Here is a 21,346-nt window from a genome sequence, read left to right on the forward strand (position 1 = left end):
TTGCTATTTGACCGGAACCAAACCGATTTCCGCGTAGTTCGCCACCAGCAGCCTCGGTTTATCTGCCTCTAAATCATTACGTTCAATCAGCACGCGCCAGCTGTTATCGTCCAAATTGGGCGTGCGGAATAAGGCGACCACCCCGACAAACGCGGCCTCTTTATGCATTGATGAATCCAGCGCAATGGCGGACGACGGGGTCAACACCACGTCATCCCGAGAGATGAAGTCCGCCCCCAGCACCTTTTCATCATTTTCCAGCAGGTCTTGATAGGTGGCTTTTTCAAAGTTTTCCTTTTTGCCCAACTGGTAGGTGCGAATCACCAGTGAAGCAGGAACGCCGCCGTCACCGGGGTTAAGCTCGGCGCGAGCAGCAAAGTCCAGATGCAGCTCTTTGATGTCTTTAATAAAAATGGCTTTGGCGACGCTGACCGTTCCATCCGTTGCGGTTTGCATCAGCCCACATCCGGTTAATAGACCGCCCAGTAACATCATGCCGACAGCAAGTACCGCGACTGACTTATTCTTTTTTTGCTGTTTCATTGTCATTTTGTCATTCCTTTTCTCTATTGCTGTCCAGCGGCTAAACCCACATAGCGCCCCAGATTGACCGTTATTGCCTGATGTTGCTTATCCCATTGCTTCATGCCCAGCACCGCCGTGAGCCCTAAACGCACCCGGGATTCCCCTAACTGTGCTTTAGGCAATAACGACCGTTTCACATTCATGTTCATACAGGCGTCAAAACGATAGCCGAGGTAGGCCCGCAGCAGCGCCATTAAATCGGTATGAATCGATTCACCGGGCAGCAGCCCTTCTACCTGTTGAATATTGATGGGGGTGATGGTGACGTGAACCGCACTGTTGCTCTCTTTAAAGCGTCGGCCTAAAACCGCCGAGCGCTGTAGGCTAACCGGTTCATCCCGTTGTAATCGGGCGGGCGACTCAAGATTGAACCACTGGGGATAGAACTCCCGCACCTCAACCTCCGCGCCCGGTAGCAGCAAATTTACCACACAGCGTAAGCCGTCACCGGTGCGGGTTCGTTGGGTGATCAGCCCCAGCAGCGCCAGAAAACGCGACGGCGGCGCGGCTATCTGCTCGCTAGATCCTTCGATACCGAAGCCCGCCAGCCCCAGTAAACACTGGGAGACTAAATCTGTCCCCCCGGCGCGAAATCCGGCCGGATAGTAATATTTCAGCCAAATTCGATAATACTGGGTCATGACCCGATGGTTGAAGATATCGAGAAACCCTTCCAGCGACTCATGCCCCTCCTGACGCTGAACAATGTCATCCAGCCAGGCGTAAGGCAGTACCGCATCGACGCCGTACAGTCCCAAAAAGGTGGTGCGTACCGTCGGCGGGCGCTCGGGAAATTGTGCGTCCCACTCTACTCGCTTCATTTCACTGGCGGGAAAACCCATCTCCGGCACTGGCCGAAAGCGAACCGGATCGGTGCCCGGCGTTTCGGTTTTGCCCAGCGGCGGTAAATCAGGATGTTGCTGTTCAATATACTGACAGAACTTATAAAAATTCATTCGCGGCACGTGCCGGAACAGCCCTTCCATCAAAGGGGAGAACGTACTGTCTTGCTGTCGGTCCATTTTAAACGTTTCCCTGTAGGTAAAAGTACTAACGTCAGGCGGGTAAAGAGATTCAGGTCGGCATACAGCGCAAAGAACTGATGCAGCAGCTCACCAAACAGGGCCACATCCCCCTCGCCGGGGAACTGATGGGTATTCAGGGTGATTTCAATTTCCACCCCGCGTTCCAGCATGCCCTTGGTCATGCGCTGTACCGGTTTGTGTTTCACCTCCACAATGCCTTCCAGACGGCGGCGATTAAGCTCATTGTCCGTCCAATCGTACAGGGCCAAGGTACCGCGCAGCACTTCGGCATTCATTAATGACAGGTAGTTAGGAGCCAGATGGGACAACACCCGCCAGTGAAAACGGTCATTCACCGGTGGGTAGCACGGCAAGGTTGGCGCACACAGATTACGCACCGCCACCACGCCGGTTTGGCTATGGCTGATTTGATTGATTGACGCATTACGCAGCGCCTTGCGGGGTAACATGCCGTTGGTGCCGGTAATGCGCAGAGAGAGCGTCTCATCATAGACTTCTTCTGCCCTATCCCATACCTGTCCCCCCAGAATCAACCAAGTATCGTGCAATCCCGATGCGCCGCGCCGCACGCGCGTGTGGTAATAGCGCTCCGGTGCGTCATGGCGCAACATCCCGCCGCGATGGCGAAAGCTGGTGAAGGGAACATAGCTGGCACGGCCGTGGCGGCTGATGGACTGCACTGCATCCACCGAATAGATTTCAATGTGTCCATCCTGCAAAAGCAGCGGACGCAGCAGATATTCGCTGTCCAATTGATTCACTCTGACCGGATCGGCTTCCATCGGAAACAGATTAATCACCGGTGAACAGTGCAGACGGATATTCTCTGCGTTAAAAGGCAGGTCGTCAGCCCAGATTTCATTTAACACCAGCTCCAGTTCAAAAGCGTTACAGGCTAGCGGTATTTGCGCCAAATCCAGCCCCTGTAAATCAACAAACATAAATTTTTCGCGGAAGGTGAAATACTCCAGCAGCAGTTGATAGCCGCCAAACGCATTATCCGGCTTCAGCCACAGCCGCTCATCGGAAGAAAAACCCGCCGGGGTGATGCGCCCATTAAACGGCTGTAGCGCGCCATCCTGATAGCCGGGATAGCGGATTTTCATCGCGCCGACCTGATACACCATAGCGCGGTACAGGGCTGACGCCACCGGTGTGTCGGCGTTGATATACAGGCACAGATTAGACAGATCCATCTGTTTTCTGTCCGCCATCTCACCAAAATCAAAGCGCATATGGATAACCGAGCGCCCATCCTGATGGCTGCGTATGCCTGCGCGGGTAATTTTGATTGGCTGTATTTCTACCCGCTGCGTGGTTTGATATTTACAGCAGGTTTTCGAGGGACCGATAGGCGAAGTTTGTACCCCAAACCCCGGCTCAACGATCTCTTTACGCGGCAGTACGTTGAAGTCTGGTAATAGTTCAACAATCGCCAGCGAAGGAATAATACGCAGATAGTGCGGCCACAGCAGACTGACCACCCCTTCGGTCAGCTCCGGCAGGTCATCGTCCAGCTTTTGGCGCAGGCGGCCCATGAGAAAAGCAAAGCCTTCAAACAGCCGTTCTACGTAGGGGTCTCTGTCGCCAACCCGATCGAGATTCAGCAGGCCTGCCCTGTCCGGATGCACCTGTGCAAACTCTTTACCTGCTTCACGCAGATAACGCATTTCCGCTTCATAATAGCGTTTAATCAAATCGTCCATTGGAGTCGGTGCCCTTAAAATGTCAATGCGCGAGCAGGATGCAGTACCGTTAGCTCACTGAGTAGTTGATCGGCGTCTTTATTCAGCGTGGTTTTATCCGCATCTTTCAGTACGCTTTTTTGTTGAACCAGCTTTAACAGCCGCGACTTGAGTTCAAACACCAGATCCGGCTCCCAGCCGGTTAAGCGGTAGTTATCACATTCCCGATTGAGCGCATTCAACAGACGAAAGGCCATATCCCGCTGCCCATGCTGTTCTGCCAGTCGCGCCAACAGCATACGGTGCAGATAGCGTTGGCGGTCGGTCACCATATCCGGCAGGTTGTTCATCCAGTTAAACGCCGACTCCAGCCCGTCGCGACCGGCGATTTCCATCGCCTGCTGTTCGATTTCGCCCCAATTCCCCCCCACATTCACCGGAATGGGTGCCAGAGACTCGCCTTCATCCAGATGACGAATAGAGGCGGACGACGCTATCCAGTTCAGGGTGTCATCATCGGCAAACGGCGTGCCGTCGCTGTAGGTCAATCGCTCCAGCCCTTTTAGCCGGTCTAGCATCAGGGCCACATCCGTCAGGCAGATCTCCTGCCAGCCGCTATAGGGTGCGCCAGCATTGAGCATGGCATCGCAGGCATAGCGTTGCAGATCGAGCCAGAAGTGGTTGGCCGCCTCAGAAAACGCACGCTCTACCTGCTCCAGCAGTTCTATCCAGCTTTGTTGGAGCCACAGGCGATTAAGGTGCTGTTTCAGCTCGCTGCGGGGAGCGATTAAGCGCGTCGCATAGTGGGTATCGTGCGGGGGTAACGCCGTGACCGTATCCCATCGGATACTGCGGATCAGGCGAAACGCCGCCAGATAGCCATCCGGCTTCTCGCGCAAAAATGCAGAAATCTGACGGGTTTGGTCCAGCACTTCCCGTAATGAACGCACGTCCTCAGTCTTCACTTTCAGGCCGTTGGTCGAAACCGTATTGGTCAGCGGCGTGACCGGTGCCGACGGTAATGGCTCCGGTTCCGGGTTTTCCAGTCGGGTTTCAAACAGGCGGATCAGGCCGCGTAAATCCGGCGGCAGTTCCCCTTCCCACTGATTGGTATAGCCAACCATCAGCGACAGTGCAGAGATGGCGCGTTCCAGATCCTGATGCTGAAAGCTGTTTTGCACGTCCAGTAAGTCAATAAACTTACTGCTGGCTAACCACTCGATGGACGACTTTTTGCTTTCGGCACGTTTGGGATACAGCGCGGTATCGTAACGGGCCACCAGACCGGCCATCAGTTCCAGACCGTCCGCCAGTCCGGAAATACCGTCCAGCCGCAGGCGCGCCCAAGCGTAGTAAGAGGCCACGCGAATGTCTTTGGTGCGCTTTTGCAGCAGCTTTTCACTGATTTCAATAATCAGCGCGGCGTCAATACCGGACAGTTTGGCGATCTCTTCTTTTATCAGTTGGAAATCGTCGTCATAGCTGGGGTCGATGCCCGTGGGGTTATCCCCTTCGATTGGCACCAGCCACGATTGCCAATGTTGCTGGATGCGTTTTTTCACCCCTTCCTGCGGGTCGCGGCTGCCAAACAGGGCTTGCAGTAAATTAGTTAGCATCGTGTTCTCTTCTCATCATCGGGACGATGGTTGTTTCCTCAGCCGGTTCGGGCTGTACACTTTCGTCAGTCGCCGTTTCGTCCGGGGTCGCGGTTGCCTGTTCGGCGATGGATTGCGCCACCTTATCCGCCGCGGCCTTTTTCTTGCGGTACTTCGCCGGCATCACCGTAGAGGCGTCGGCGGTAGACACGGGCGTATGTTTTCGTGGGCTGGCGGTTGTCTTGGTTGCTGGTTTGGCCGGTTGCGTCATATCTCCCGAGGCGTCCGGCATCACCGGCGTCCGAGAGGTCAGGAATACGTTAGCCGGTAAGGTGAAGCCTTTCAGACTCAGCAGCTCGACCGGGCCGCTATTGTTCTGAACTCGCAGGATATAGTTGAGTTCGCTGCCGTCATCCGCCTTCCACACCAGTCGATAGCGGGTGCTGTCCAGTTGAGTGATGTTGGCTTTATCCAGCAGGCGAACCCAGCCCCAACTGCCTTTTGGACTGTCCAACAGGCGCAGCCCGGTTTGTTCGGTACTCCAGCTTAGCTGCGCGCCGGGAGTGTAAGCATCGCCCGGCCAGCGCAGGGTTTTCCAGCTTTCCATTTGGTTGAAATAGCTCAGGGTTGCGCCATCCAACAGCAGTTCGGTTTTGGTGACCCCCGGGCTGGGGCGTGCCATCAATTCAAAGGTCATTCCCGCATCACCGTTGGCATACAGCATGGCGGAAATGCGACTGAGCTGATTTAACGCGCTGATAAACTGCGGATTAAGGGTTAATCCCTGAGAGTTCAGCGCATCGGCAACCCAAACGTCCCCTTGCTTATGCAGCATTCCCCCCAGTTGAGTGCTGACAAAGCGCTCAATCAGGCCGGTATCGGGACGCAAAAAACGCCCCAATTCAGGCAGGGAAACATCGTTCGCCGTGGCTTTAAACGGATAGCGGCCATTAAAGGCCCGGTACCACGGGTCGACAATGCTTTCACGCCAAGCATTATTAAAGCTCATGGCCGCCGGCTCGAGTACCGCCTGCCACGCCTGCTCCAGCGGCTGTACAAACAGATTGCTGCCAAAACCCGCCCACTCTTCTCCCATACTGGCGGCAATCAGGCTGCCGTAATCGCGGGTGTCGGTTAAGTCGATGGCTTTACCTTCAAACACGGTTTTAGCCAGCGATTGCGTCATGGCCTGCGGGTCCGGCGCGCTGGTAATTTGCTGAAGTTTGAGGCGAACCCGAGTCACGCGGGTCAGGTAGGTTTGCAGGCTAAGGTTATCGCAGCCCTCTTTGGTGGTGGCCTGCACAATACGCAATAGCGGCGCGAAGGTGCCATCCAGCGGGCCGACGGGCGTATCGTCGTCTATCGGAATGGCATCCAGCCGTTTGGCTTTGCTGCCAAACGCCGCCTGCGCTGATTTCACCAGCGTTTCGGTTAATGCCCGTCCTTTTTGGGCGGTCTGGCCCTGATATTTGACGGTATTCATCAGCCCAATCAGCGGCGACTGGCGCGCGTCCGCCAGCAGGGTCAATTGGTCAATCACATCGGACATGGACTCTGCCCGCGTCCAACTGATGCTGTTCAGGAAGTTCAGCCAAGCGGCGCTGTAGTCGGTAAAATAACGTTCGTTTAACCGCTGTTTGAGTACCTCTGGCGAAATGTCGTTGGCGGGCTGTTTGCCGCCGTCCGTCAGTACCCAGTCAATCTCTTCACGGCGGTTTTTCACCGCCTTATCAATCTCTTTCTCCACCATGCCTTCCCACGCATCGCGGGTAAACATGCCCGGCACCTCTTCGTCGGTGGTAAACAGCGTGCGGCTGTCCATGCCGTTGAGCACCTGACTCAGCGACATATTGCCGTAGTTTTGCCCCACGCGCCGTAAAATACCCTGATAAATCGAGGTTTCCGCATTTTGCATACCGATCTGGTTGATCAAGACCTGACGGGCATCGCTAACCAGCGTTCTGTCTGGCTTAATCGCCCAATCTGGATGGCGGGAGAGATTGCTGGCATAGAACTGCATCAGCTCCGGGCCAACGCTTTGCCACACGCCGTCAGAGACGGTAGCCGGAGCCTGTTTGTTATTTTCAATCAGAATATTGCCCAGCAGCGGCGCATCAACTCGGTCGGGGCGGGACAGCATCAGATAGGCTTTTAGCCGGTCGTAACCCGCTTTGGCTAGCGCTGCGCGTTCCGGGCTGTTGGGGGGCATTTGCACCAATTCACTCAGTTTGCCGTACAGGTTATCCACGATAGGCTGCTGAATGTTCTGCTGATTGGCGGTGTGGTAATAAGGCCACAGCACCGTCAGCAGCTTATTGTTGGTGCTCAAACCAAAGCGCAGATACCACGGGCTACCGTGCTCAGCGCGGTATTGCAGTTGGGAAATTTGCTGTTTAAACGCCTGCTGGCGCGTTAAGCGTTCGGTCAGGCTGGCGCGAGGATCGGTGCTCTGCTTCGCCAAATCTTCCGCCGAAGAGATAAGACCCCGGTTGCCGATGTAGGAGACAATGCAGCCCACACCAAACAGCAGCACAATACCTAATACCGTTGCCACCGCGCTGTTTACCCACTGAATACCCACGCCCCGCCCTTTGGCTTTGCGGCTGTCGTCCGTCACCACCTGCCATGCTGGCGTAGGGAGAAAGGCGTGTTCCGCCAGCGTATCGGGTCGGGTCACTTTAGACGTAAACAGCAACCCACGCAGTTGATTACCGCCCTGAGTCGTCACAAACGCCGGTAACCACGCGCGCAAACGAGGAATATCGCGCTGTTCTAAGTCCTGAGCCAGTTGCAGCAGGAAGGCGTGACGATTGTTGATCATCACCTGCTCCATACCCAAGCCGGTGGTTTGTTTCACCACCGCTGACAGCAGCTTGGTCAGGGTATCCGGCTGGGGTTTGGCGGGGAACAGTGTACCCACCTGAAGCTCTTCCCGTTCATCCTGCGTCCACGTCATGGTGCGAAGGTCCAGCAGATACAGCGGCGCTGCCCAGCGCAACAGCTTATTGCGGCTGTGCATGTGCCACAGTGCCTTATCCTGAAATGCTTTCTGCACTTTGGTCGGCTCATAGTGAAGCGCAGACACCACCCAGACCTGCGCATCAATCGGCCTGCGCCAGCGCAGTTTTTTCAACTGCTTTAACCACGCTTCATCCGGCGGCGTTTGGGATGAACCACCCCAAATCAATAGCGTATCGTTACTGGTTTGCCAGCCCTGAGCGATTAACCCCGGTGCCGCCTGCTCTACGTCTACCGCTTCACCGGTGACTAACAGCCAGCGTAATTTGCGACGCCAAGAGAAAAGGCCGTAGCGGTGGCGGAGGTGGGTTGCCAAATCTAAAAAAGGAGAATTAACAGCATCAGTTTTTTTATTATGTTCAGTAATTGGTGGGGACTTTTGTTCTTCTTGATGCTTAGCTTTTATTTGATTATTAATCATAAACATTATTGGTAGTAAACCAAACAATGTAAAAAATAAGCAAGCTGAACCCCAAATAAATAGTTTCTGACCTAAGTCATTCCATCCCTGTATTTCTGTAAAATAATCAACAACCCACCACAAGGCTAATATGAATAAAAAAGTAATTATAATAAAACTGAAAAGCTTCCATTTACTCATTAAAATAATTCCTTAAAATAGTATAATCGACTATCTTATTAAAATAACAGCTTGAGCGAACAATCAAAGAAATAGAGGAGGGATATATATTTATAATATAGTACGATTGATTATTTTTATTATTATTCAAAAATCACATTTTTCTGACTGGAAAAAACAATCGAACCACATGCACTTTTACATTGTTCAACCACAATGCCCTTCCCATTTTCTACAAATGAACGAGAGCATTCAACAATCGGATTGATTCCATGTTCAGGACAAGAAACTAAATCATTAATTAGTGCAACAGGCACACCATCTATATTAAATGATGATGTTGCTGTAATGACCTTTCCACCATGAGAGGTGATGTCATTAAGTCTGATTACTTTTTTCATTATTAAGCCTATCGTGTTATTGATACCATATCTGTTAGCAGTTTTTTTCAATGTCTATTTATAATAATCTTGTATTATCTTCGCGCTACATAACAAACGATGAGAGAAAATAACAAATAAACTAATAAGAAAAACAGCTAATACTGTTAATAAAAATAACACCCCATAGTTCAGTTTAGGGAATAGCAAAAAAACTGAGATGATTAGCGGTAATATCAGTGCAAATGAAAGAGATACACTACCAAAAGGAAATACTATATGTTCGCTATCATAAGTGAAATTTTTTACTATCTCATCTTGATTACCAACAATTTGCAAAACTATTTTATCGTCATTAATGGTAGAAATTGATAAGCAAGCGCCTTTTCTTTTTTTCAGCGAATTTCCGGAAAAAGCTAATACATACCAAAAAGTTAAATATCCTGATGGACCAATTATTTTATCCAGCTTAACTAAACCAAAAGGTGCCTGTTGACGGTTTAGAGGTATATTTAATTGGCTGGCAATGACATTAAGCTGTGTTTCTATCTCTTCATCAACATTAGCAAACCAAATCGTATCAATCGAAGCCAGTGGTTGTTGACCTGCTTGAAGAAGATGTTCAATGTCATGAGACAAACTGTCCTTTGAAGAATACATAATTCGATAGGCATTCGGCGAATCAGGAGCAGCACTTCTTGACATAATCAAGCTTGGTAATAAAAAAACTATCGTTGCCAACTCATCAGCTCCTTGTGTTACTGGTGTCTGATATTTTGCCGTGATAATCAATATCCCCTCCTCGTGTTCCTCTTCAAGTCTTTGCTGTAAGTCATCAATGGCCTGTTCAGAGGTAATAAAGCACACCTCGATATTATGCTTTATACTTAATTGCAGCCAAAGCGCATTAAACTGTTTCTTAATGCGGTTTTCTAGCAAGGTCTCTGTGGTTTCAGCTATGTTTCTTGATTGTTTCTGAATAAATTCATCTAACTGTAGATAAACAATTATTTTAGTTTTAACATCCAGTGTTTCTAATGTAGGTTTAATGTCAGTAATTAGTTTCTTACACATTAAATTTAGTCGTGTCAAACCCGGTGGTGCAAACTCTTCAGCAAATAATGGCAGTCTGTCACTTTCTATATCTGTACTAAAGATTTCTTCTGCGCTTTTACTCAATGGTAAACGCGTTGACAGTATTGCACTATCTACCAATACATAATGCTGATGACTCCAGTTCTGCCATGCATGTAGATCGCTGGCTCGCCAGCGATTCCATAATGAAACTTTAATTTTTTCGTGTTCAATAGGTAATGCATAGGCCGATAATATAAAGAACATACCCACAACAACGCCAATAATAATAGATGTGTATTCTGAAATTGATTGAGTATATAACCTTTCTATAGGTGTACTAATAACAATATAAGCAATTCCCACAACAACACACATCAGTATTATCAGAGAAATAATCCAGCCACGATAACGGGACCTTTCTTTTAACCTGTTTATTTCAGGAATAGCCCAACTCATTAATTAACTCCAATGAATTTAATCTTGAAGACGACCAGGATTCTTAGAAAGAATAATCATTCGATATTACGGCTTCATTAAGATCAGCACTGGTTTGCTCCAGTACGGTTTCAGTATTAATATCAGAAGGCATGGTTACGGGTAGTATTTTCTGGCAAGGATAATATTGAGGAATGAGTGAAGCCGCTGCAGGTTCCTGAGCCAAGATCCCCTTATCCATATAAAAATCACTATCGGTTAATGTCCAGTCAGCTAATTTAATTAGCTCATCTTTAATTTTTCCCAGACTACGACCAAAACCTATTATTAGCATAATAGACCAGCACTCTATACTGTGATTTTTCAATAATTGTTAGTCATAAACAATACCGTGTTCTTTGGCTTCTTCATAATCTTTTGCCACCTCATGTCCTTCATTAAGTAATACATCCAACTCTTTTTGTGTGAGCCTACTATGGTTCACCGTCGATGGCATTGCAGGAGACAATTTAGTTTGATTCGCAAAATATTCTTCTATCAAAGCAGCCCCTCCAGAGTTCTGTGCCAGAACTCCTTTTTCCATATAAAAGTCACTATTAGGTAGGGTCCAGTCAGCCTGCGTTATCAGAGCCTCCTTAATATTATCCAAACTACGGCCAAAGCCTATCGGCAGATCAAATGCTAACACTCGGCTCATAATCTTCTGGTTTCTGGGCAAAGTACTATGATCGGTTGGCCGAGAAATATAAGTCTTGGCCTTTTCATCCGTTTGTTTTAATGCATCTTCATACTTTTTAGTATTGAACTCCAAATAGCAGTAGTAATGAAATATCCTGTTACCATCACTCACACCTGCTTTTTGTGGGGTATTGCCATTGACATAGTTTTTATACTGCCAGACTATCCAGCCATTATTTATTCCCAACTCGCCTTTACTTCGGTTAATGAGGCGTTGTTTTTCCGCCGCTGGACTGGGTTCTATTCCCTCTGGCAAAGTATTTAATAATGTGACTGAGTATCTATGAGGCGCTTTTAGTTTATCCTTTTGGTAGCCAAGCTCCTTCATCTGAAAAATCGGCAGATAATAACGATAGCCGTCATCATTATCTATTATCTTATTATCTTTTACTGTTTTTTGCCCCCATCCTTCACCAAACGGCCCTTGCTTCATTCTGTCTTTATGTCGATTATTCTCATCGAAAACCTTCATCTCACTGTCCGTCAAAGGTTCCGGTACCTCTTCAGCATTGATATTCATTGTTTGCCATTCTGGTGGCGTTTCCCAAATTGGCATAAAACTATCTTTCAGAAGAAATACCGGATAAGCCACTTTTACTGCCCAACTATTAATTTCTACTGCAAAACCCATATTATCCCAAAACGGCTCTTTATACATATCAGGTAGTGTACCAAAATTAGTTTTAGCATTCGGCTCACCTCCGCATGGTGTTGATCTGGCCATTAATCGTTGAAATAACTTACCTTCACACTCTGCCAGTAACGGATGCATCTTACCGTCTTTACTGTTGGGAAGCCCCTGCCAACCTATACTTACCAGCGCGACGGACCCCATTACTCTGTCATGAGCATTGCAATAAATATAGGTACGACCGTGATTATCCCTTTCTCGAATATCCTTACCATTGACTCCTCCATGTAATGCATTTGGCGTCCATGCTCTACCGTCTTTACCTTTTCCCAAAGATATATGCTTCTCCAAACCACTTTTGGCAAGTTTATTCTCATTTTCGGCCACAGCCTTAACCACAGCCTTCAGCGTTTCCTCTCTACCCGCGTCGCTCACCCACTCAGACTTATCCACTGCTGAATAATCAGTCATGATATTCATCATACGATAAGGTGAGTTAAGTAAAAACAGTGCATCAGGGGCACTAATTAATGCCGCCGCCGCCGCCACCATTGTCCCTTTACTGTGGGAAACAATTGTTACTGTATCGTCCGGGTAGTCATCTCGAATACGTTGAATAAGCATCGCCAGTCGCCAGGCTGCGTGAGAATAGTACTTGCGCGACGGTGCCGTCGTTAGCAGACGGTCATCTTCCGGATTAAACCATTGAGTCGACAGTAAACCACCGGCAATCTCCTCGCTAAAGCTAAAGTCCCCCCACATTGGATTAAGAGTGGTTGAAGCATTCTGAAATGGCCCTCCGCCCCAAAAATAGGGTCCCAGCTCGGCAATCTCTTTATCCGATAACTTCCGATCCAGCAGATACTGCTGATAACTATCCCCTTTGTTATTTCTTAGCGGTACCAGATAATCCCCCAAATCTACTCCAGCACGGTACCCCCAATAAAAGCGAATGACAGGCGAGTTATTTGATTCTATTAAATAACTCATATCACCCTTATTAAGGATACGATCAACCTCAGATTTTTTATCACCTCGATATAGATTCGGCTTTAATTCAAATTTATTGCCTTTTTCTAAAAACAATCGCTTATTTAAGCCATCACATAGTGCTTGCTCGGCCTCTTCATACCACTCGCCCTCCGAATTAACGCCATGGACAAAAATGATCACGCCGGGAAGGTGAGATTTTGGAGAAACTTCAGGGGTTACATCGACATTACTCGGCCTTGCTGCCGCAGAAGCCGTCACCTGACCACTAGCATTATTTGAAATATTGAGCTTTCTGGTTGCTCCATCATGTTTACCCATGATTAATTCCCTTTTCTTTGTCTGTTGTACTCTTCTACTGAAATACCACCAATACTTTTGGGTTTAATGCTGGCATCACAGAAATAACTGTCCATCATAACGCTATAAGACGGTATGCTATCTTCATCACTATAAATTCTTTCTGGCGTTTCATTTTTATTCTCTTTATTCAGCACAATTTTTTTAACTTTGTATATACGTCCGTATTTTTCATACACTATCAACTCATTATTAGTAATGATGGTAGTATATTGTTTCGAATGCATTAAAGGATTTGTTGCCTCATCTTTACCATTACGAAAGGTAAGAAAATGGAAAGGTTTAAATGTGTTGCCATAATCAGTAGAGTAATACACCATCGACTCTCCACATAGTTCCTCTTCACAAGTCATTCTGTCCGGTGTAACCGGAAAAGCCAAATTCTTACCGCTTGGGTCGGCGTTGATAACCCGCCCCTGATAGTTACGCATTTTCGAAAAGAGTCTGGTCTTAATATTACGTCTCAGGTCGTGATACCAGAGTTCCACCACTTTTTCATCTTCATAGGTCGGTAGACAGCCACCATAATTACTTAGCTCCACGTAGCGATGATCATCTAACCGATAAATCACTTGCGGCACTATGTCATAGGCTGCATAGTTCGTGCGTAGCGTTACCTGCCAGGATTCGACCTTATCAAGTACCGATATAACCCCGTTCACCACTGATAAAAGCGATTCGACATATGAATTGCGACGCTCATCGTATTCTTTTACCGTAATACGCCCAACACTTTTGGGTTTAATGCTGGTGTCACACTGATAGTGGTCCATCAATACTGGGTAAGGTGGTATGGTTTTTACGTGATCATAATGACTTACTAATTCTCCATTAATGGTTTTTCCATCAAGCTCAATTCTCGAAAAGAAGTAATCACCCTCCTCACCGTTATAATAAATCAGCTCTTTTTTCGTTATCACTACGGTAAATTCTTTCGAATCTTCTGAAGGGTTTGACGATGTACCGGAGCCACCTATCCTTTTATAAGACAACGTTCTACCATAGTCTGTAGAGTAAGCTATTGTTGAACTACCGCATCCTCTTTCCGAACAGTTCAATCGATCACTTGACGCAGGAAAAATAAGATTCTTGCCGCTCGGGTCAGCATTGATTATTCGTCCCTGATAGCTGCGCATTCCTGTTGATAATTCCGTCTTTATACCCAAATTTCTATCATAATACCAAGCCTCTGCTACCCACTGATCTTCACCCGTAGGTTTACAATCCTCATAGTTACTCAGCTCTACGTAGCGGTTATCATCCAACCGATAAATCACCTGCGGCTCTATATCATAAGCCGCATGATGTGTTCGCATAGGCAAATTCTCAAACCCTGCACCACCAAAGGCGGCCCCTATACTTAGCCGAGTTTGAATTTGTCCCCAAATACCTAACAACAGCACCATAGAGAGAACTGCGGCTAATACAATAAGCAAAATAATATAAATCGATTTCTTCTTTTTTGGTGATGGTGTTGTCATATAGATCCCTTTTGTGGAAACTCAAATCATAACCCGTGTTATAACAGTTCGATTTTCACACGATCAATGGCACTAAATTCCATCAATTCAGTTAAACCATCTTCTCCTGTTATTCCTTCAATAATGTTACCGGAGGAGGTAGTCACCCGGTACTTCTGATTCGGTAATGTTTCTCCGGTACTTTGATTAGTAATAACAAAACGTTCTTTAAATGTATTAGGGTCAAAAGACTTCATTGCACCCTCCTGACTGGATGCACCCTGTTTGGTAATACCCGCGGTCTTAAGCAGTAACTCACCGGGAGCACCAATCTCTACCTTTCCCCCCGCGATTTTAATATAACCACCACCACAAACCAGAATGAGCTCATCTTGCGCAGATATCACCATCCGCTTTCCACTGCTAATCAGGGTATCCTTCGTTGACCAGGTACTTATTTGTCCCTGATGAGCTTGAATATCAATATCATTATTAGAAGCAAATAGCTTCATACCGGATTCAAGGGCATATAATCCTATCCCTCCACCAGCGGCCACCGTGACATCCTTAATGGCACCAATATCAATCTGATCACCAGCAGTTAAAGTCATATTTTGAGCTGTAGCAATTTGCATATGTTCACCACTGGTTAAACCAATACCTTGAGGTGCGCTGGCTAAAATTACTTGTGCACTTAAATTATTTAAACGTTGTCCTAGTAGGGCCTGTTGCGCATCGATATCAGCCACCAACGCTTTCGCTTTACGAGCAGCTTCAGTCAGGCTTTGCATATCCATTTTAGCCTGCTCCAGTTGACTTAATGCAGCTTCCATCTCAAGACTCAACCCCGAGGCTTTCGGTTGCCCATCCGCACTAATAAACAGCCCTTTCCCCGCCCGTATCGCCCCCCACTCATCGGTGCGTAGCTCAAACCCTTCTCCCCGCTGTTTACGTTCGGCATCCACCAGATGCCCCATATTCAGTTGGGTTTTGCCGTATTCGGTGGCGACTTTGATGTGCTCTTTGCCGCGCTCGTCGTCCATTCGCAATTTGTTATTGGCTGGGGTGCGGATCAGGTTGCGTTTATGGTTGGCAAGAGTGACCACATCCCCATGACGGGAGTCGTGCATGGCGTGGGCGATATACGGTCGGTCGGGGTTGCCTTCGGTGAAGGCGATAGCCACTTCGGTGCCGTCAATCAGCGGGAAGTGGATGCCGTAGGTTTCACCGGCGTAGGATTTCGCCAGCCGCATCCATAAACTCTCTTCCCCTTTACGCCAGTTGTCGTTCAGGTCGAAGTCCATCTTCACCCGATAGCGCCCCTGTGCGTCGATATAACTGTAGGTGTCGTTATCCGGGCTGGTGACCCTTGCCGGTAAGGTGCCGCTGATGGTCGGCCAAGGCAAACGAACTGGGCGGTAAGGGCGCAGTACGTCGTAAGGAATACCGGTGAAGCTGATGACATAGGCCTGTTGACGGTCGCCCTGCGTCTCTACTGAAACAATCAGAATGCCGCTGCCCGCTTCGGCTATTGGCGAACCGGATACGGTCAGAATTTGCCCCGGAGCCAGATGGGATAAGGTGGTCTTTCCGCTGATGGTGATTTGTTCGGTCATAAAGCGCTGATGGCGCAGGCGAGCATACCACGCGCCTTGACCCACGCCCTCGGGCTCTTCGCTGGCAGCAGCGTCACTTTCACTGTCGCTGCCGCTCAAGCCATTGAGCAGGTCTCCACCTTTATCGGATAAGCCTCCCAGCGAACTGCCGACGCTGTCGAAAGCCCCTTTGGCCTGCCCCGCCATGTTCTGTACCGTACCGGTCACGCCGGAAACCGCTGAACGAGCAGAGGAACCCACTGAACCCGCGGCAGCGCTAGCGATATCGCCCATACCCGCAGCCGATGTTCCTCCGGCGATACCCGCTGGCGAGGGTAATGAAACCCCACCCTTAACGCCGCTGACCGCACCGCCCACCGAGCCTGCCACGCCGCTTAACTGGCTGACGCCGGGGATATCCCCTAAGCCGTTTGGCATCATATTGCTGAACTGACCGACTAAATCATCCTGTGCATTGGCGTGGTTGGTGTCTTCTCCTTTGTCGCGATAGTGCTCACCGTAAACATAATGTTGACCGCGGGTGGTGTTATCTTTTTGCGCGCTGTTAACGTCGGACTTCATGCCGGTTTGGGCGTTACGGTAGTTATAGTCTTGGGTCAGCACATTTTTGGGCACGGTCTTGCGGGCTACCGACATATCCCATACCGATTCCACCCCGTTATCGTTATTGCCAGAAGGCTGACGATAGCTGGCGGTTGGGCCGTCCTGATATTGCTGTTCACAATCGCCAAACACCACCACATCACAGTTGTGTTTGGTGTGGGTTTCAAAGCGAAACCAGATACCGCTGTCCGCCAGTAACCGGCGAATAAAGGTCAGGTCGCTCTCTTGCCATTGAGAGATGTACTCTTTGACCGGGTAGCTTTCCGTGAGCTCAAAGCGGAAATCCACCCCGGTCATTTCGTGTTGACGCAGCACCTGCTCTACCACTTGGGGAACCGTCTGGTTCTGGTAGATGGCGCTGTTTTGGGTGTTCTCCAGCAGGGCTAAACGCGGGGCGAGCGTAATGGCGTAACGGGCTTCGTCTGCCGATGTGGCTAACTGACTGAACGCGGTGACCACCCCGTATAAAATTCGGGTTTCGCTTTCACTACCGCCTAGTGAACGGGTGATACCGCTGAGGGTCGACAGGCTGGAGCCGGCTTTGCCCAGTAAGCCTGAGGCTTTACCGGCGATGCCGCCAACCGAGTCCGCCATTCCCCCCAGTTGGCTCATCGCCGAGCTGGCCTGATTCACCCTGCCCATGCCGCGACTCGCCATCTGGCTCACGCTGTTAATGGAAAAACCACCGGAAAGCGAGTTGGACGCACTGCCAATCTTGTCGCTGAACATCCCGCCAAAGGCGTTAAACGCGCTCATCAGTTCATTACTTAACTGACCGGCAACGCCGCTTAGGCTGCTGATACCGCCGGGCGCCAGCGTAAACACCGCTTTTTCACTCAGCACCTGTTCCATGCTCAGGCCGTGCTGCGCGGTAAACTGAATGTCGTATTGCCAAGCCTCACTCAGGTGTTCATGGCCCTGTACGCTTAACACAGAAAGTTGAGCGTTCAATCCGTCTATCGCCAACTGATAACGGTTGATGCCATCACCTAATGATGAAAAGCTGGCGGCTGAACCACTGCGGTTACTACTGCTACTCTGGCCGACCATTCCCCCAAGACCATAGGCCTGAAGCTGTTCGTCCAGCAGATCTTTACCCTTTGTTATCAGTTGGTCTTTCATTCCGTTATTCCTTTTCTGACTCGTAAACGCCCAAGGTTATCTCTGCTTCCGGTGCAGAATGTGTCATTGCGGTCGTGTCGTGTTCAATAATATCCAGCGTAATGCCTTCCTGCTCGCGGTAACCCAAGGCCAGCGCTTTGGCTTTCTTCTGCTGTGACTGCATTTGCAGCAGGGTTTGTGACAGTACCGGCAAAATTTGCTGATTCAGCAGGCTATCGATATTGCGGGCTCCGCTGTCCGGCAATAAACAGGCGCTCACCAGTTCGTCAAACAAACTCTCTTCAACCCGAAACTCAATGCCGTAGTGGCGCTGTAATCTTTCCGCCACGTTGCCCATTTTTATCGCCACAATTTTTCTTAACGCGTCGGCCCCCAGTGGGCGGTAAATCACGGTCTGGAAACGGGCCAGTAAAGCCGGTTGGAAGTGGTCGCGCAGAATAGGATGAATCACTTCATGCAGCATGGCGGTGGTCGCCTGAGGTTGCTCTTCCAGCAACGCCATCATGTAGTCGCTGCCGAGGTTGGCGGTCATCAGAATAACGGTATTGCGAAAATCAATTTCACGCCCTTCACCGTCGCGCATAAAGCCTCGGTCAAAGACCTGATAAAACAGATTGATGACGTCCTTATGGGCTTTTTCTACTTCATCCAGCAGCACGACGCTGTAAGGGCGACGGCGTACCGCTTCGGTCAGGATGCCCCCCTGTCCGTAGCCCACATAGCCAGGCGGGGAGCCTTTCAGTTGGGAAACCGTATGGGCTTCCTGATATTCAGACATATTGATGGTGATCAGCGAGCGTTCACCACCAAACAGGCTATCCGCCAGCGCCAGCGCGCTTTCGGTTTTACCAATCCCCGATGGGCCTACCAGTAAGAATACCCCCAACGGTCCCTTCTCCGGGGTCAGGCCGGTTTTTGCCGCCCGTAAACGCTGGGCCAGCGATATCAGCGCTTCATCCTGCCCGATGACTCTTTCTGCCAGTTTGCTTTCCAACGTCAGCAGGTTGCTTTGCTCATCTTTCATCAGGCTTTCTAATGGAACCCCGGTCCAGTCGGCGATAACGCTAGCAACGGTGCGGCTGTCTACGTCCAGCGACAACAGCGGTACCGAGTCCTGTACGTTGTAAAGCTGTTGCTGAAGTTGGTTAATCTGCTCGGTTATCTCCTGCGGCGTTTGCGGTATATCCGTTTGGTTCAGCCAAGAGCGCAGCTCAATCAGTTGCTCAATAATTTGCTTTTCGTTAGTAAACTGTACGGTGCGCTGCTCAATTTGTTGGATCAGCCCTTGCTGCTCGACTTTAATCTTATCCAAACGTGACTCGGGGATGGCTTCCCCCAGTTCTTTATCTTCACTCAGGGCGATGTACTCGTACTCCCGTGCTGAAAGCTGTGCTTCTAGCAGCGTTATCTCTTCGGGAATAGTATCTAACCCCATACGCACTCGGGCTGATGCGGTATCCAGCAAATCCACCGCTTTGTCCGGTAGCTGACGACCCGTAATATAGCGGCGCGACAGTGAAACTGCGGTACGTACCGCTTCATCTAAAATATGAACCCCGTGGTGCTGTGCATAGCGAGACTTTAGGCCGCGCAGCATCAGCGCGGCGGTGTCGTCGTCTGGCTCATCCACTTTCACCATTTGAAAGCGGCGTTCCAATGCCGCATCGCGCTCAAAATACTGTTTGTATTCAGACCAGGTGGTGGCGGCAATGGTACGCAGTTCCCCCCGAGCCAGCGCGGGTTTCAGCAAGTTAGCCGCATCGGCTCCCCCGGCCTGATTACCCGCCCCAATAATGGTATGGGCTTCATCGATAAACAGCAGGATTGGGGTGGGCGATTGCTGTACCGCGTCAATCACGTTTTTTAGCCGCTGCTCAAATTCACCTTTCACGCCAGCACCGGCCTGTAGCAAACCTAAGTCCAGCGTATGAATATTGACCGGTTTTAAGCTGTCCGGCACGTTGCCTTCGGCAATACGCAGGGCTAAGCCTTCTACCAGCGCGGTTTTTCCTACGCCGGGTTCCCCCACCAAAATCGGGTTGTTTTTACGACGGCGGGATAAGATATCCACCATCTGACGAATTTCTACATCGCGACCAAATACCGGATCGATTTTTTGTTCTTTTGCTCTGGCAGTTAGGTTGATGGTGAAACGGTCTAATGCGGTAGGCTGTGCCGGTGGTGGTGCCGTTTTATTTAATGTGCTGGCGCCCGGTGCAGTTGGGGCGATATCGGCACTGGCAAAGTCAGCGCTCTCGTAAGTGGGTGCGTTGACCCGTTCTGGGCTCTCATCGGAGAGTTCGTCCAGAATGGGTAATAGACGCTGAAGCTGAACCTGAGAAACGCTGAGTAAAGGCCACGCGTCTCGGGCTTTCAGCCATTGGGGATTGTCGCAAAGCGCCTGAAGAATGTGGGCTGAACGCACGGAATCGGCTTGATTTTCCAGCGAGGCGATAAGCCAGGCTGACTTTAACAGCTCTTGTACCACGCCGGATAATACCGGTTTCTGCTGTACCGTATGGGGTAAGGTTTCCAGTTGATTGAGCAGTGCTTGCCATACGCTGTCCAAATCCAGCTCATAGCGACGAGCGATCACCGTCATATCGCCGCACCCTTGCTCCAGCAATTTCAGTAACCAATGTTCTAAAGTAATTTCTGGATGTGCGCGCGTCTGACACAGGCTGGCAGCAGCCTCTAACGCTTTGGCGCAATAGGGGTTTAATCGACGTAGTAATACGGAAGGATCGGTGATCATTGGCTGCTCCCTGGCACAATATGATTTTATCTTGGAGATAGATGCATGATTTTATCTTGGTGATAAATGCACCGGCAGAAGCCCACCGGTGCATCATGGCGGTAATGCCCTAAGTCATTGGAACCGTGGCAAGGCAGAAAGTGAACGCCGCGCCGGTTTCAAGGACGTCGGGAATTTAACCGCGACCTTCGTTCCAGCTATCAGCATGGATGATGTTGCCATCTTTATAAGTCCATGTGATTTTTTCGTAGCGCACTTCCACTTCTTCTAAGTGGTTGTAACGCTCTTTGCTTGGATCTTTGATGTTGTGCATGATGGGTTTGATAGAAACCACTTTCACGCTGTCCATCAGGGTGTTGAAGTACTCGACTTCCTGACCAGAATCATCAATACGGAACCATTTGATTTCAGCTGATTTCAGGGTTTGACCGGTGGTCACCGCTTTGTACAAATAAGGGGATGAAGAATCCACTTCTTTAACAAAGGTTAAAGGCGCATGTACGCGAGTACCGGTTAATTTGCCGGTGTTACCATCGGTGGGAATATGAACCTTATGGTCAAACTCAACCAGTTCAATACTGCCTTCACGTCCTTGAACCGTCACCGATCCCTTGATGTCTGCACCACCATCATCTTTAACAAACAGATATGCAGGAATTGCCATTACTCT

General features: G+C 49.5%; 13 protein-coding genes. All 13 read right to left on the bottom strand.

What is annotated here, in order from left to right; translation table 11 throughout:
• Positions 1-3: 3 nt before the first annotated feature.
• Entirely contained in the window at positions 4-549 is a 546-nt protein-coding gene (tssJ, locus tag HYN51_RS10400; protein ID WP_230513968.1) for a type VI secretion system lipoprotein TssJ, read from the bottom strand.
• A gap of 17 nt (positions 550-566) precedes the next feature.
• Entirely contained in the window at positions 567-1,607 is a 1,041-nt protein-coding gene (gene tssG, locus HYN51_RS10405) for a type VI secretion system baseplate subunit TssG (protein ID WP_108899332.1), read from the bottom strand.
• A complete protein-coding gene (gene tssF / locus HYN51_RS10410) occupies positions 1,571-3,337 on the bottom strand; it encodes a type VI secretion system baseplate subunit TssF (protein ID WP_108899331.1) in 1,767 nt (588 codons plus the stop codon). Before tssF ends, tssG begins: the two co-directional genes overlap by 37 nt.
• Positions 3,338-3,351: 14 nt before the next feature.
• Entirely contained in the window at positions 3,352-4,932 is a 1,581-nt protein-coding gene (gene tssA / locus HYN51_RS10415; protein ID WP_108899963.1) for a type VI secretion system protein TssA, read from the bottom strand.
• A complete protein-coding gene (locus HYN51_RS10420; protein ID WP_192878395.1) occupies positions 4,922-8,350 on the bottom strand; it encodes an ImcF-related family protein in 3,429 nt (1,142 codons plus the stop codon). Before HYN51_RS10420 ends, tssA begins: the two co-directional genes overlap by 11 nt.
• 302 nt (positions 8,351-8,652) lie before the next feature.
• Complete coding sequence (locus tag HYN51_RS10425) at positions 8,653-8,910, bottom strand: PAAR domain-containing protein (protein WP_108899965.1); 258 nt, start codon at positions 8,908-8,910, stop codon at positions 8,653-8,655.
• Between the two features lie 54 nt (positions 8,911-8,964).
• Positions 8,965-10,422, bottom strand: a complete 1,458-nt coding sequence (locus HYN51_RS10430) for a hypothetical protein (protein ID WP_108899966.1) — start codon at positions 10,420-10,422, stop codon at positions 8,965-8,967.
• 43 nt (positions 10,423-10,465) lie between these two features.
• On the bottom strand, positions 10,466-10,735 hold the full coding sequence (locus HYN51_RS10435; RefSeq protein WP_108899967.1) for a hypothetical protein: 270 nt from the start codon (positions 10,733-10,735) through the stop codon (positions 10,466-10,468).
• A 39-nt stretch (positions 10,736-10,774) separates the two neighbouring features.
• Positions 10,775-13,081 (bottom strand): T6SS effector phospholipase Tle3 domain-containing protein, encoded by a 2,307-nt coding sequence (locus HYN51_RS10440; protein WP_108899968.1) that lies wholly within the window; start codon positions 13,079-13,081, stop codon positions 10,775-10,777.
• Positions 13,082-13,083: 2 nt separating this feature from the next.
• Complete coding sequence (locus tag HYN51_RS10445) at positions 13,084-14,601, bottom strand: T6SS immunity protein Tli3 family protein (protein ID WP_108899969.1); 1,518 nt, start codon at positions 14,599-14,601, stop codon at positions 13,084-13,086.
• Between the two features lie 38 nt (positions 14,602-14,639).
• The gene (locus HYN51_RS10450) at positions 14,640-17,921 is read right to left on the bottom strand and encodes a DUF2345 domain-containing protein (protein WP_108899970.1); all 3,282 of its coding nucleotides are present in this window, start codon (positions 17,919-17,921) and stop codon (positions 14,640-14,642) included.
• A 4-nt stretch (positions 17,922-17,925) separates the two neighbouring features.
• Entirely contained in the window at positions 17,926-20,676 is a 2,751-nt protein-coding gene (gene tssH, locus HYN51_RS10455; RefSeq protein ID WP_108899971.1) for a type VI secretion system ATPase TssH, read from the bottom strand.
• Positions 20,677-20,851: 175 nt separating this feature from the next.
• Positions 20,852-21,340, bottom strand: a complete 489-nt coding sequence (locus HYN51_RS10460; protein ID WP_108899318.1) for an Hcp family type VI secretion system effector — start codon at positions 21,338-21,340, stop codon at positions 20,852-20,854.
• Positions 21,341-21,346: the final 6 nt, after the last annotated feature.

Source organism: Limnobaculum parvum (assembly GCF_003096015.2).
Taxonomy (GTDB): domain Bacteria; phylum Pseudomonadota; class Gammaproteobacteria; order Enterobacterales; family Enterobacteriaceae; genus Limnobaculum; species Limnobaculum parvum.

What these genes read in the sequence shown, in the direction of transcription:
- tssA (WP_108899963.1), bottom strand. Translation starts at nt 4,932, where the DNA reads ATGCTAACTAATTTACTGCAAGCCCTGTTTGGCAGCCGCGACCCGCAG.
- tssH (WP_108899971.1), bottom strand. Translation starts at nt 20,676, where the DNA reads ATGATCACCGATCCTTCCGTATTACTACGTCGATTAAACCCCTATTGC.
- tssF (WP_108899331.1), bottom strand. Translation starts at nt 3,337, where the DNA reads ATGGACGATTTGATTAAACGCTATTATGAAGCGGAAATGCGTTATCTG.
- HYN51_RS10420 (WP_192878395.1), bottom strand. Translation starts at nt 8,350, where the DNA reads ATGATTAATAATCAAATAAAAGCTAAGCATCAAGAAGAACAAAAGTCC.
- HYN51_RS10450 (WP_108899970.1), bottom strand. Translation starts at nt 17,921, where the DNA reads ATGAAAGACCAACTGATAACAAAGGGTAAAGATCTGCTGGACGAACAG.
- HYN51_RS10425 (WP_108899965.1), bottom strand. Translation starts at nt 8,910, where the DNA reads ATGAAAAAAGTAATCAGACTTAATGACATCACCTCTCATGGTGGAAAG.
- tssJ (WP_230513968.1), bottom strand. Translation starts at nt 549, where the DNA reads ATGACAATGAAACAGCAAAAAAAGAATAAGTCAGTCGCGGTACTTGCT.
- HYN51_RS10435 (WP_108899967.1), bottom strand. Translation starts at nt 10,735, where the DNA reads ATGCTAATAATAGGTTTTGGTCGTAGTCTGGGAAAAATTAAAGATGAG.
- HYN51_RS10440 (WP_108899968.1), bottom strand. Translation starts at nt 13,081, where the DNA reads ATGGGTAAACATGATGGAGCAACCAGAAAGCTCAATATTTCAAATAAT.
- HYN51_RS10430 (WP_108899966.1), bottom strand. Translation starts at nt 10,422, where the DNA reads ATGAGTTGGGCTATTCCTGAAATAAACAGGTTAAAAGAAAGGTCCCGT.
- HYN51_RS10460 (WP_108899318.1), bottom strand. Translation starts at nt 21,340, where the DNA reads ATGGCAATTCCTGCATATCTGTTTGTTAAAGATGATGGTGGTGCAGAC.
- HYN51_RS10445 (WP_108899969.1), bottom strand. Translation starts at nt 14,601, where the DNA reads ATGACAACACCATCACCAAAAAAGAAGAAATCGATTTATATTATTTTG.
- tssG (WP_108899332.1), bottom strand. Translation starts at nt 1,607, where the DNA reads ATGGACCGACAGCAAGACAGTACGTTCTCCCCTTTGATGGAAGGGCTG.